The sequence below is a fragment of the Aestuariispira insulae genome, assembly GCF_003385955.1.
Taxonomy (GTDB): domain Bacteria; phylum Pseudomonadota; class Alphaproteobacteria; order UBA8366; family Aestuariispiraceae; genus Aestuariispira; species Aestuariispira insulae.
In genome coordinates, this window is the sequence record NZ_QRDW01000004.1 from 278,893 (window position 1) to 291,028 (window position 12,136).

Annotated in this window: 11 protein-coding genes; 2 read left to right on the forward strand and 9 right to left on the reverse strand. The window is 53.3% G+C overall.

Going from position 1 to position 12,136, the window contains the following annotated elements; translation table 11 throughout:
• Positions 1 to 3: 3 nt before the first annotated feature.
• The 9 genes from DFP90_RS12145 to DFP90_RS12185 form a co-directional block, all read right to left on the reverse strand.
• On the reverse strand, positions 4 to 711 hold the full coding sequence (locus DFP90_RS12145; protein ID WP_115936753.1) for an XdhC family protein: 708 nt from the start codon (positions 709 to 711) through the stop codon (positions 4 to 6).
• Positions 708 to 1,055: an XdhC family protein gene (locus DFP90_RS12150; RefSeq protein WP_245957053.1), complete on the reverse strand. Its 348-nt coding sequence runs from the start codon at positions 1,053 to 1,055 to the stop codon at positions 708 to 710. Before DFP90_RS12150 ends, DFP90_RS12145 begins: the two co-directional genes overlap by 4 nt.
• Positions 1,052 to 2,320, reverse strand: a complete 1,269-nt coding sequence (locus DFP90_RS12155) for a vWA domain-containing protein (protein ID WP_115936754.1) — start codon at positions 2,318 to 2,320, stop codon at positions 1,052 to 1,054. The genes DFP90_RS12150 and DFP90_RS12155 overlap by 4 nt, the downstream gene beginning before the upstream one ends.
• Complete coding sequence (locus tag DFP90_RS12160) at positions 2,320 to 3,246, reverse strand: AAA family ATPase (RefSeq protein ID WP_115936755.1); 927 nt, start codon at positions 3,244 to 3,246, stop codon at positions 2,320 to 2,322. Before DFP90_RS12160 ends, DFP90_RS12155 begins: the two co-directional genes overlap by 1 nt.
• A 99-nt stretch (positions 3,247 to 3,345) precedes the next feature.
• The gene (locus tag DFP90_RS12165; RefSeq protein WP_115936756.1) at positions 3,346 to 5,115 is read right to left on the reverse strand and encodes a cyclic nucleotide-binding domain-containing protein; all 1,770 of its coding nucleotides are present in this window, start codon (positions 5,113 to 5,115) and stop codon (positions 3,346 to 3,348) included.
• Between the two features lie 136 nt (positions 5,116 to 5,251).
• A complete protein-coding gene (locus DFP90_RS12170) occupies positions 5,252 to 6,049 on the reverse strand; it encodes an FAD binding domain-containing protein (protein WP_115936757.1) in 798 nt (265 codons plus the stop codon).
• Between the two features lie 15 nt (positions 6,050 to 6,064).
• Positions 6,065 to 8,434, reverse strand: coding sequence for a xanthine dehydrogenase family protein molybdopterin-binding subunit (locus DFP90_RS12175; RefSeq protein ID WP_115936758.1), 2,370 nt, complete (start codon positions 8,432 to 8,434; stop codon positions 6,065 to 6,067).
• Between the two features lie 15 nt (positions 8,435 to 8,449).
• Positions 8,450 to 8,923, reverse strand: a complete 474-nt coding sequence (locus DFP90_RS12180; RefSeq protein ID WP_115936759.1) for a (2Fe-2S)-binding protein — start codon at positions 8,921 to 8,923, stop codon at positions 8,450 to 8,452.
• A gap of 183 nt (positions 8,924 to 9,106) precedes the next feature.
• Positions 9,107 to 9,769, reverse strand: a complete 663-nt coding sequence (locus tag DFP90_RS12185; RefSeq protein WP_115936760.1) for an SRPBCC family protein — start codon at positions 9,767 to 9,769, stop codon at positions 9,107 to 9,109.
• Between the two features lie 202 nt (positions 9,770 to 9,971).
• Between DFP90_RS12185 and DFP90_RS12190 the strand changes: the two genes are divergently transcribed.
• On the forward strand, positions 9,972 to 10,508 hold the full coding sequence (locus tag DFP90_RS12190) for a Panacea domain-containing protein (RefSeq protein WP_115936761.1): 537 nt from the start codon (positions 9,972 to 9,974) through the stop codon (positions 10,506 to 10,508).
• Positions 10,509 to 10,672: 164 nt separating this feature from the next.
• Entirely contained in the window at positions 10,673 to 12,109 is a 1,437-nt protein-coding gene (locus DFP90_RS12195) for a sodium:proton antiporter (RefSeq protein WP_115936762.1), read from the forward strand.
• The last annotated feature ends 27 nt before the right edge of the window (positions 12,110 to 12,136 follow it).

Consider the following 12,136-nt stretch of genomic DNA (forward strand, 5'->3'; position numbering starts at 1 on the left):
CTGTTATATCGTTTTCCGCCGAGGACCATGAAGAGACAAGGTCATTTCAGCCAAAATTGAAACAGCAATTTCAGCGGGGGATATGGCGCCGATATCCAGGCCGACCGGGGCCGCAATTCGACGGGTATCCGCTTCGCCAAAACCAATGGCTGCCAATCTTTCCACTCGCTTGCCATGGGTCTTCCGGCTGCCCAACGCCCCTAGATAAAAACACTCTGAACGTAATGCAAACTCAAGCGCCGGATCATCCAACTTTGGGTCATGGGTCAATGTAACAATCGCTGTTCGGGCATCAGGTGCCAGATCTGCCAAAGCCTCATCGGGCCAGCGTTTATCAAGTGGAATACCGGGAAAACGTTCTTGTGTTGCCCAGGCTCCCCTGGGATCAATCAGGGTAACCCCATATCCGGACATAACGGCCATTGGAGCCAGGAATTGCGAAATATGGACGGCACCGACAATCAGAAGCCGTTTGGGTGGATTATGCACTTGCAGAAAGTAGCGCTCATCGGCCAACTCAAACTGGCACCCTTTGTCCTTTAGCAAAGCGTCGCGGCAAGCATCTGCCAGAATTTCGGGGAATTCAGTTTTGGACAGATTGGCATATTCCGACCACAAAACCTGATGCCCATCACCAAGCCTTGTCACCAGAACGCAGGGCAGTTTTCGTTCTTTCTCGCTGAGAAGATTATCAAGTGTTGAGAGCTTCATATTTCCAGTCTTTCAACAAAGACTTCAATTTCACCGCCGCAGGCGAGTCCGACCTCCCAGGCCATGGCGTCGGAGACACCAAAGGACAATAGCTTTGGCATGCCGCTTGTCATAATATCCAGTGCTTCAGTTACCACAGCCCCTTCGATACAGCCGCCCGAAACAGAACCGACAAATGAAGAATCCTCATTCACAACCAATTGACTGCCAACCGGTCTTGGAGACGATCCCCACGTTTTTACAACAGTTGCGATCGCCACTTTTTTTCCGTCACCAAACCATCTGGCTGCTTGTTTCAAAACATCTTCCTCCAGGCCGAATGGCGGCGCGTTTTCCGTCATCATGATGCTCTCTTTTTCCAGTCAGCCATTTCCAGATCCGACATGCATCCGTTCCCGCTCAAGGCCTGCCCAAGCTGGGCGACACTCACCAGGTTATGCACCGGCCTGAATTCATCAACATGCGCCATTATAGCCCGCGCGCCCCTAGATTTGGGTTCATATTGGTCAAATCGCAACAACGGATTGAGCCAAATTAGTTTGCGGCAGGATTTATGCAGCCGTTCCATCTCCTTGGAAACCCCCTCAGCGCCGGCACGGTCCAAACCGTCAGTAATCAACAATACCACGGCCCCTTGACCCAACACACGCCGGGACCAGTCTTTGTTGAAACTCTGCAAGGCATCTCCAATTCGAGTGCCACCGGACCAGTCCTGAACTTGCTTGCTGATAAGATCAAGAGCCTGGTCGGGATCTTTGCGCCGTAGATGACGGCTAATGTTGGTCAGTCTGGTGCCGAATAAAAATGTATGCACCCGATCCCGGTCATTGCTCAGTGCATGAAGATAAAACAAAATGGTCCGGGCATAACGGTCCATCGAACCTGAAATGTCGCAAAGGACAACCAGCGGCGGTTTGACCGTGCGTTGCCGGCGATACTTGAGCCAGATTCCTTCGCCGCCACGCCTTGCGGAAGCACGCATGCTGTTACGCATATCCACTTTACGACCATTGGCATGTGCCTGAAACCGGCGTGTCTGATAGGGCTTCATCGGTAAGGCCAGTCGTTTCATGACAGCACGGACCGAAGCCAGTTCATCCAGTGACATTTTTTCAAAATCCTTCTCCGCCAATTGTTCCCTAGCGGAATAGGTCAAGCTCGCGTCCAGTTCGATCCTGGTGTCTTCATCCTGGTCCGGCTGGTTTTGCCCCACCTGGCCAGAGGAATCAGAAGGGGCAAGGGCTTCGGCTATCCGACGCAGGATTTCATCTTCCTGTTGCAGCAATTCCTCGCCACGAAAGGTGGGCAAAAGCATCCCCATCATCCGATCCAATAGCTTTGGGTTACGCCAGAAAAAATGAAATGCCTGGTCGAAAATCAGTCTTTGATCCTGCCGATTCACCAAGACGGCATGCAGCGCCCAATAGAAATCATCACGGTTTTCCAAACCAACCGCTTCAACAGCCTTTAAAGCATCAAGGATTTTGCCGGGTCCCACCGGCAAACCAGCCTGTCGCAGCACCCGGCCAAAATGCATGATATTCTCGTCGAGACGGCCCTGTGCCTCTCCGGTTTCAGGCAAGCAAGGAAGTGTGGGGGGATTTTGCATTATCCGGATCTCTGGCCCACTTGCAGAGCTGCATTGACCTCATCAAGGATACGGGCTGCTTCGGAGCCTTTAATGCGCGCGATATCATCTTGATATTTAAGCAAAGTACCCAACGTATCGTTAATCACATCCGGCGACAGGGTCAAATGGTCAAGCTGTACCAGCGCATGCGCCCAATCGATAGTTTCCGCGACGCCCGGCAGTTTAAACAAATCCATATCCCGCAGCGTTTGAACAAAAGCGACGATCTGGGTGCTTAGCTTTTGCGGCATATCCGGCGCTTTGAATGACAGGATCTCAAGCTCCCGTTCTGTATCCGGATAATCAACCCAATAATAGAAACAGCGCCGCTTGATCGCATCATGGATCTCGCGAGTACGGTTAGAGGTAATAATGACCAGAGGCGGCTCTTGTGCCTTGATGGTGCCAAGCTCCGGGATTGTAACCTGGAAATCGGACAAAACTTCCAGAAGGAAAGCTTCGAACGGCTCGTCTGTGCGATCCAATTCATCAATCAACAGAATAGGCGGACCTTCCGGTGTTTTATCCAGCGCATGCAGGATCGGCCGCTTCACCAGGAATTTTTCTGAAAACAGATCTGAACTCAGTTTTTCCTTATCCCCGGTTCCTGTGACCTCCGCCAGGCGGATTTCAACCATCTGGCGGGCGTAATTCCATTCGTAAACCGAAGAAGCCACATCAAGGCCTTCATAGCATTGCAACCGTACGAGCGGCCGCTTTAACTGCAGGCTCAGAACTTTGGCAATCTCGGTTTTACCAACACCGGCTTCCCCCTCAAGAAATAGAGGCCTGCCCAGACTTAAAGATAAATAAAGCGCAGTCGCCAGCGATCGGTCGGCTACATATCGACCATCTCGCAGCAATTGGCCGGTTTCATCAACGGAATCGGGTAGGGTACTCATCATCCTGTCCAATGATTATTATTATGTTTCATCGGCTTATTATCCCGCATGGTGAAATCGGGTGCAACAGCTGGAATAGGTGAGAGCCTCAATTCCAGCAGGCTATTTCATCGCATCAATTTCACGCTCTGCCGCATGCCGGTTGCGCCTGACCAATTCAACCATGCTGGATTGATGCTTGTCGTGAAAGACGGCTTCTGCTCCCCGAAAACAGTCGATCGATAGCGCCAACTGTTCTTTATCCTCGGATAGAGAGCCCAGCAGATAACGAGACGTGCCGATATTATTCTGTGTGCGCGCCCATCCCAGCGGATTATGGTCCTGAGAGCGCACTTCCAGAGCCGACAGACAGACCTTGATGGACCATTTCAGCAGATCAGTTTTGTGGGACAGCCGCCCAAACAGTTGAAGGATCTGTCCCAATCCATTCATGACATCAGCCCATTGATCGGGGAGTGCCTGACGATCACTTATCGCAAGCGCTGCCTGAAATGCTTCTACGCCTTGACGACATCTTTCAATGTCACAATCCAGAACTGCTGTCCGATAATGGATTGCGCCCAGCCGGGCCAGGGCAGTCAATGCTTGCACCGGCACGATTTTCGGATCCAGCAATTCGCTTGCCTCATGGCAGGCTTCTGCCGCAGCCCTGAGAATTTCCTCGCTTCGGCCCCGTTCACCCATGCTGCTTAGAATCACGGCCATGTGAAGCAAAATAGTTGCGTTTTCAATAGGATAATCCGGATCGCTCAACTGGGATGCAAGCTTGAATGCGGCGGATGCTTCCACAAGCCATTCTGCTTTCTGACATAAAATTGAGGCTTTCGCGGCCGTATTACCATAGCAGGAAAGCATCCGGACATATTGCTGTTTCGAACACCGGCTTTGATCTATCGCGCCTGTTTTTAGCGCTTCTTGCATCGTATCCGGCAATAAGTGCGAGATAGCTTTTGCAGCTTCTTCACCGCTCATTTGGGTTCCAGCCAATACCCACGCGGCAAACAGATCACCTGCCGGTCCTTCAAAATCAACAGGCAACTCCATCTGATCGAAGATGGATACCCCGCCCAGGCGACCTTCTTCATCCAGCCACCGACTAACAATCCTAATTGAGATCATGGCATCTTCTGCCATACCATCATCCACCATGGCATGCAGAAGGACAGCAGCATCCTTTTCCGCTAGCATGCGCCTGGCATTGGCCGCGGCCTTTTGCATCAGGACAGGATCCGCAAAGGAGCCAGCTTTGCCGACCTGTTTCTCCTGTCCGATAACCGTCAGGCCATAACAATTGCGCAGACGGTCCGCCAGCATACCGGTAATGCGTCCATCCCGGTCACCCAGAACCATCGGCAGGATCACTCGTCCGTCGGCAGCGGATTGTCGAGTTTGCAATTCCGGTCTGACACTGCCGCTAGCAGCGGTCTTGTCTTTTTCATCTTCGGAGGAACCATCTTTTAAATTGTTGGTATTATTAGAAATATCCTCACCGGACTGCAACAGGACTGGACTGCCTTCCGCTGGTAACTGCCCCCGCAGACGTTGAACCAGGATGCCCATCACCTCAGCCGCGAAGCGTGAATTTTCTTCCAGCTCCCGAAGGAAATCTTCTTTTTCAATTCGGTCCAGGGTGGCTTCGGTTTTAGTGATCAAAGTAGCACTGCGTGGTTGACCATCGATCAACCCCATCTCACCGAGCAATTCGCCAGCACCAAGTACCGTCAGCGGTCGGTCTTCGCCATCGATATTCTTGAAGACCTCAACGCTTCCAGTATTCAACAAGAACGCGCAATCGCTGGGATCCCCCTCGGAGAACAGCGTCTCACCTTCCGGTAGCTTGATCCGGGATTTTTTCACCCCATGCAAATTCATAGGCTAATCCAGCCTCATAACAGCTCATTAGTTTGGGAATACACTTTAATTCCAAATAGTAAGGCAAGAAAGGAAAAACAGGCTCCGGTAGTGACCGAAGCCTGCTCTCATAGAATGAAACCGAGGAAAATGCAGCTTAACCGCAGGCTTCCACAGCCCGCTTCCCCATGACCCGGATCAGATTTTCCCGATAACCGGGACTGCCATGGATATCCTCAAGAAGGTCCGGTAGATGAACCATTTCGATATCAAGGGAGGAGGCCGAAAAACTGCCGTCTAGAGCCGACTCGAAAGCATCAACCCGGAAAACGCCGTCAGCCCCGGCTCCGGTCACAGCAACCCTGACGCCGCTGGACATCTTGGCCACCATCACACCGACCAAGGCATAGCGCGAAGCCGGATTGGGGAACTTCTGATAACAGGCCTTTTCCGGCTTGGGAAATCGGATGGCTGTGATGATTTCATGCTCATCCAGCGCTGTTTCAAACAGGCCGGTGAAAAAGTCATCTGCCACAATTTCACGCTTGTCAGTCACAATTACCGCCCCAAGACCAAGACAGGCCGCTGGATAATCCGCTGCAGGATCATTATTGGCAATAGAGCCGCCGATCGTGCCCAGATTACGCACCTGCGCATCGCCGATATTGGAGGCCAGCCCCGCCAGAGCCGGTATTGCCGATTGAACCTCTGCTGAATTAGCGACCATGGCATGGGTAGTCATGGCCCCAATGGTGACAGTATCGCCATCGACAGAGATGCCGCAAAGCTCACTGCAACCGCCAAGGTCAATAAGGTCACTGGGAGAGGCCAACCGCTGCTTAAGCGTTGGCAGCAATGTCTGGCCGCCGGCCACAATCTTGCCGTCACTGGCATTCCTCAGGGCTTGCTCCGCATCAGAGACGGAACTGGCTTTATGATAGTTGAATTCATACATGATCCATCTCCCTCCTTATTCCGCGGCCATGGCGGTTTTTGCACCGTTGAGCGCATTCCAGACGGCGTTTGGTGTGGCCGGCATGGCAATATCCCGAACGCCCTGATCCCAGAGCGCATCCACGACCGCATTAATCACGGCTGGTGGAGAGCCGATGGCACCCACTTCACCGCAGCCTTTCACCCCCAGCGAGTTATGGGTGCAAAGCGTAGTGGTGGTGCCGACCTTGAAATCCGGCAGGTCATCGGCACGCGGCATGCAATAATCCATATAGGATCCGGTCAGCAGTTGTCCGTCATCATCATAACGGGCACCTTCCATCAAAGCTTGGCCGATCCCTTGCGCCAACCCGCCATGGATCTGCCCCTCCACAATCATCGGATTGATCACTCGGCCGACATCATCCATGGCGGTCATGGCCACAACCTCGACAACGCCGGTATCCGGGTCAATTTCCACCTCGCAGATATGACAGCCGGCGGGATAGGTGAAGTTCATCGGGTCATAGAAGGCTTGTTCCTCTAACCCGGGTTCCAGCTCGTCATGGGGGAAGTTATGAGGCACATAGGCGGTCAGCGCCACATCGCCAAAAGCCATTTCCCGATCCGTGCCGGCCACAGTGAATTTACCATCCTTGAATTCGATATCGGCACTGTCAGCTTCCAGCACATGGGCTGCGATCTTCTTGGATTTGGTGATGACTTTGTCCAGCGCCTTCATGATGGCCTCACCGCCGACCGCAAGTGAACGGGAGCCATAGGTCCCCATGCCGAACGCCACTTTGTTGGTGTCACCGTGGCTGATATCTACATTCTCGATCGGGATACCGAGACTGTCGGAAACCAGTTGGGCGAAGGTGGTTTCATGCCCCTGTCCATGGCTGTGGGAACCGGTATAGACCGTCACCGATCCTGTGGGATGCACACGGATATTGGCTGATTCAAAAAGCCCTGCGCGTGCCCCAAGCGAGCCGACAACAGCGCTTGGGGCAATGCCGCACGCTTCCACATAAGTGGAATAGCCCAGGCCCCGCAACTTGCCCCGGCTGGCCGCTTCCGACCGTCTTGCCTGGAAACCGGCTACATCGGCAAGCTCTTCGGCCCGGTCCAAGGTGGCCGTGTAATTGCCTGAATCATATTGCAGTGCCACCGGTGTCTGATAGGGGAAGGCGTCTTCCGGGATGAAGTTTTTGCGCCGGATTTCCGACTGGCTCATCCCTGTTTCCCGGGCCGCCCGATCCACCAGCCGTTCCAGCAGGTAGGTTGCCTCCGGCCGACCGGCGCCACGATAGGCATCCACCGGCACAGTATTGGTGAAAACCGCCTTCACATTGCAATAAATGGCAGGTGTCGTGTAAACACCGGCCAACAAAGTGGCATGCAGATAGGTTGGAACACAGGTGGAGAAGGTGGAGAGGTAGGCACCCATATTGGCCTTTGTGTAACAGCGCAGGCCGATGAATTTTCCGTCTTGATCCAAAGCCAGCTCCGCCTTTGTCACATGATCGCGACCATGGGCATCGGACAGAAAAGATTCCGAGCGTTCCGCGCGCCATTTGATTGGACGGCGAACCTTTTGCGCTGCCCAGGTGACAATTGCTTCTTCCGCATAATGAAAAATCTTGGAGCCAAAGCCGCCGCCAACATCGGGGGCAACGACCCGCAGTTTATGTTCCGGGATCTGGAGCACGAATGCCCCCATCAAGAGCCGGATCACATGCGGGTTTTGGCTGGTGGTATAGAGGGTATATTCGCCCGTTGCGGAATCATATTCGCCGATGGCGGCCCTGGGCTCCATGGCATTGGGCACAAGGCGGTTATTGACGATATCCATCGAGGTCACATGATGGGCGCTTTCAAAGATTGCATTAACCTGAGCCTCTTCGCCAATTTCCCAGTCATAACAAAGATTTCCGGGCGCTTCATCATGAACCAGAGTGGATTGATCCAGCGCGGTTGCCAGGTCGGCGACGGCCGGCAGCTCTTCATAATCCACATCAATCAGCTCTGCCGCGGCCCGTGCCTCAGCATAGCTTTCGGCGATCACGATCGCCACCTGGTCGCCCACATGGCGGACCTTGCCCTGGGCCAGGGCCGGGTGAGGGGGCTCGTTCATAGGTGAGCCATCCTTGTTATTCACGCCCCATCCGCAAGGGATTGAACCGACCTGCATGTCATCGCCGGTGAAAATCGCCACCACACCGGGTGCCGCTTTGGCTTCAGCCAGATCGATGCCATTGATTTTCGCGTGGGCAACCGGGCTGCGCAGGATATAACCATATGTCTGGCCCGGACGGTTGATGTCATCCGTATAGGTTCCCTGGCCGGTGAGAAAACGGAAATCTTCCTTGCGCCTGACGGACGCGCCAATTCCAGTATCATTCATGGTATCCGCCTCCCTTTATTCCGCAGCTTTCATGGCATTGCTGCCAGCACGAACGGATTTGACGATGTTGTGGTATCCGGTACAGCGGCAGATGTTGCCTTCCAGCCCGTCTCGGATTTCCGTGTCCGTGAGATCAGGATTTTTGGTCACCAGGTCAACAGCGCTCATCACCATGCCGGGGGTACAGAACCCGCATTGCAAACCGTGATTTTCCCGGAAAGCCGCCTGCATTGGGTGCAGGTCGTCCCCATTGGCCAGCCCTTCAATGGTAGTCACTTCACATCCCGCTGCCTGAACAGCCAGCATGGTGCAGCTTTTAACCGACTTGCCATCTACATGGATCACACAGGCCCCGCATTGGCTGGTGTCACAGCCTACATGGGTTCCGGTAAGACCAATATTTTCACGAAGATACTCAACCAACAGCGTGCGCGGCTCAACATCCGCTGAGACCGGACGGCCATTGACCGTCATGCTCACATTCGTCATGCGGCTTCTCCCTGATTATAGTGCTATTATCCCCGTATCGTGCGTTGAACACGTCGGAACTATTTCTTTTATTGAGAGAAGTTTGGGACGGCTTTGAAATCAGGTCAAGAGAAACGCATAAAACTTTTGTGAATATTAATACTACCGCAGCGCAACATTATTACGATACGAATTATTCGCGGATCATTGATAAAATGCGTAAACAAGCACCGTTGCGACCGCCACAAGGCCAATGACCCAAACCGCAGGATTGATACCAGGTGCCGGCATTGGCGACTGTGGAATTGGGGCAGGATGCGGCATAGCATGCATCGTTTCTTCGGATGCACGATCCGGTTCATTTTCAATTGCCTTCGGAGCCGCCATTGCCGGATTAGGCTGGGCCGCCATATTTTCATCTGGCGCGCGCTTTTTCACTTCCTCGGTAAAAGTGGCAAAAAAGTCGCCGGCAAGCTTCTTGGCGCTGGCATCCACCAACCGGGACCCGATCTGGGCCAGTTTGCCACCAACTTTGGCATCAACCTCATAACGGAGCAGGGTCCCGCCTTCTGTTTCACTAAGTGAAACATCCGCCGCTCCCTTTGCAAAACCGGCAGCGCCGCCTTTGCCTTCACCAGTGATCGTATAGCTGTTTGGCGCATCCACATTGGATAATGTCACCACGCCGCTGAATTTCGCCTTCACCGGACCGATTTTCGCCTGCACCGTCGCTTCATAGCCATTTTCCCCGTTTGCGACCAAGTCCAGGCAACCGGGAATGCAGGCTTTGAGCACTTCCGGATCATTCAAGCCGTCCCAGACCTGCTGCCGTGGGATTGCAATCAATTCTTCGCCTGCCATCTTCATCTCGGGACTCCCTGGTGCTAATCTGTGACTTGGGTCCGGACATCTGTTGCGCCGGTTGACTGAAAAAAGGTAATCGCCTCCCGCATGGGGTGCAAGTGGGGGAATAAATTATTGATCACAAGCGCGACTCGCGCCCTTTCTGCATGGTATACAGTAGCATTTGTCAAAACCATTGGGCGTTTCCGGGAGAATCCTTAGCGTAATGACCACCCCAGCTGTTCCATCCGCCATCGATGTCGCAAACTGGTTTGCGGAGATTGCCCGCAAGGAAGATATCTATCTCCAGCCGCAGAAACTCCAGCGCCTGCTCTATATTTCTCAAGGATCCTATGCAGCAATGAATTATGGGCGCAAACTCATGCCCGCGACCTTTGTTGCGGACGAAACGGGCCCGCTGGAACCCAATGTCTATCGCGTTTTTGAATTGGGACGGCCAAAGATCACCGCCTATAAAATGCCGCCCGAGATCGAGAATTTTCTGGCCCGGATCTGGCGCAAATATTGCCATCATTCTACAGACTATATCAATCAGCAGATCCAGTATCACGAGATCTATATGGAGGCGATCCGCAAAGGCCATTTTGAGGAAATCCCGTTTGATAAAATCGTAAGGTTCTTTTCCGGTCGCGAGAAACCGAAAATCCAGCGCAAGCAGAAGAAGGTGGTTACGGCTGATGGGCGCAAGCTTGAAAAATGGTTGCCGACAGCCCAGGCAACATCCCGCCCAACCAATCGATAATCCTATACCCATTGCAATCTGTGGCAGAGGGCCGATGGCATATTTTATTCCTGCCGGCAGGACGAATCAGTTAAACAAGGCAGATTCGCCGTTCCGGAGTTGACTCCTCCGGCGTATTCATCATGTTTGGCAAAATTCTCTCAGGGCGATACCGAGGAACAGGGATGTACCAGAAAATCACCACGGCCACTCTCACGATTTTGTTCGCGATTTTGTACAGCATACCCGCGCAGGCCGCTGGTGCCGGTGCCCCTCATCTCGATGGTGGGGAAATGGCTCTGATCTGGGCTGTTCCCTTCGCAGGCATTTTATTGTCAATCGCCATCTTCCCGCTTGTGGCCGAAGATTTCTGGCACCATCATTTTGGTAAGATTTCCGCAGCTTGGGCCCTAGCCTTCATGATTCCATTCACCCTTCAGTTCGGCTGGGAACTGGCCCTGTTTGAAACGTTGCATGTATTCTTCCTGGAATATCTGCCCTTCATCATCCTGTTATTCGCACTTTTCACCGTGGCCGGCGGTGTGCGGGTGCGCGGCAAGCTGCAGGGAACGCCGATCGTCAACACCACCTTCCTGCTGATCGGGACCGTTATCGCGAGTTGGATGGGCACCACCGGTGCGGCCATGCTGCTGATCCGCCCTTTGATCCGGGCCAATGAGTGGCGGACCCATAAAGTTCATGTGATTGTTTTCTTCATTTTCCTCGTGGCCAATATTGGTGGCTCCCTGACGCCGCTGGGCGACCCGCCGCTGTTTCTGGGTTTCCTGAAAGGTGTCAGCTTCTTCTGGCCGACATCTCATATGCTGGCCCCGATGGCATTGGTTTCGGTAATTCTGCTGGCGGTTTTCTTCCTGCTGGACAGTTATTATTACAAGAAAGAGGGCAGTCTTCCGGATTTGAATGAGTTGCATAAGGATGAACCTGACGGCATCAAAATCGAGGGCGGCATCAATATCCTGCTCCTGGGCGGCGTTGTCGCTGCGGTTCTGATGAGCGGCATCTGGAAGCCGGGCATAGAATTTACCGTTTTCCATGTCCATGTGGAATTACAGAATGTTCTGCGCGATCTGGCTTTGATCGGCCTTGCCTTGCTTTCATTGAAACTGACCAGCCGGTCCAGCAGGGTTGCCAATGGTTTCTCCTGGTTCCCAATTCTGGAAGTTGGGAAATTGTTTGCGGGGATTTTCATCACCATCATTCCTGCCATTGCCATCCTGAAGGCAGGGACCTCCGGTGCGCTGGAGCCTGTGGTTTCTGCGGTTACCAGTGAGTCTGGCGAGCCGGTGAATTACATGTATTTCTGGCTGACCGGAATCCTGTCCAGTTTCCTGGATAACGCACCGACTTATTTGGTATTCTTCAACACCGCTGGCGGCGACGCAGGCCATTTGATGGGGCCGTTGGCAAACACATTGCTTGCCATTTCTGCCGGTGCGGTCTTCATGGGCGCCAATACCTATATCGGTAACGCGCCGAACTTCATGGTCCGCTCCATCGCGGAAGAACGCGGAATCTCCATGCCCAGTTTCTTCGGCTATATGGTCTGGTCCTGCATCTTCCTGGTTCCCTGTTTCGTCCTGATCACATTCGTCTTCTTCTGACGCGTGAATGGGCATAGCAGAGGCGCG

Excerpts from the sequence above, each read along its gene's own strand:
- DFP90_RS12145 (WP_115936753.1), bottom strand. The coding sequence starts at position 711 with ATGAAGCTCTCAACACTTGATAATCTTCTCAGCGAGAAAGAACGAAAA.
- DFP90_RS12150 (WP_245957053.1), bottom strand. The coding sequence starts at position 1,055 with ATGATGACGGAAAACGCGCCGCCATTCGGCCTGGAGGAAGATGTTTTG.
- DFP90_RS12155 (WP_115936754.1), bottom strand. The coding sequence starts at position 2,320 with ATGCAAAATCCCCCCACACTTCCTTGCTTGCCTGAAACCGGAGAGGCA.
- DFP90_RS12160 (WP_115936755.1), bottom strand. The coding sequence starts at position 3,246 with ATGATGAGTACCCTACCCGATTCCGTTGATGAAACCGGCCAATTGCTG.
- DFP90_RS12165 (WP_115936756.1), bottom strand. The coding sequence starts at position 5,115 with ATGAATTTGCATGGGGTGAAAAAATCCCGGATCAAGCTACCGGAAGGT.
- DFP90_RS12170 (WP_115936757.1), bottom strand. The coding sequence starts at position 6,049 with ATGTATGAATTCAACTATCATAAAGCCAGTTCCGTCTCTGATGCGGAG.
- DFP90_RS12175 (WP_115936758.1), bottom strand. The coding sequence starts at position 8,434 with ATGAATGATACTGGAATTGGCGCGTCCGTCAGGCGCAAGGAAGATTTC.
- DFP90_RS12180 (WP_115936759.1), bottom strand. The coding sequence starts at position 8,923 with ATGACGAATGTGAGCATGACGGTCAATGGCCGTCCGGTCTCAGCGGAT.
- DFP90_RS12185 (WP_115936760.1), bottom strand. The coding sequence starts at position 9,769 with ATGAAGATGGCAGGCGAAGAATTGATTGCAATCCCACGGCAGCAGGTC.
- DFP90_RS12190 (WP_115936761.1), top strand. The coding sequence starts at position 9,972 with ATGACCACCCCAGCTGTTCCATCCGCCATCGATGTCGCAAACTGGTTT.
- DFP90_RS12195 (WP_115936762.1), top strand. The coding sequence starts at position 10,673 with ATGTACCAGAAAATCACCACGGCCACTCTCACGATTTTGTTCGCGATT.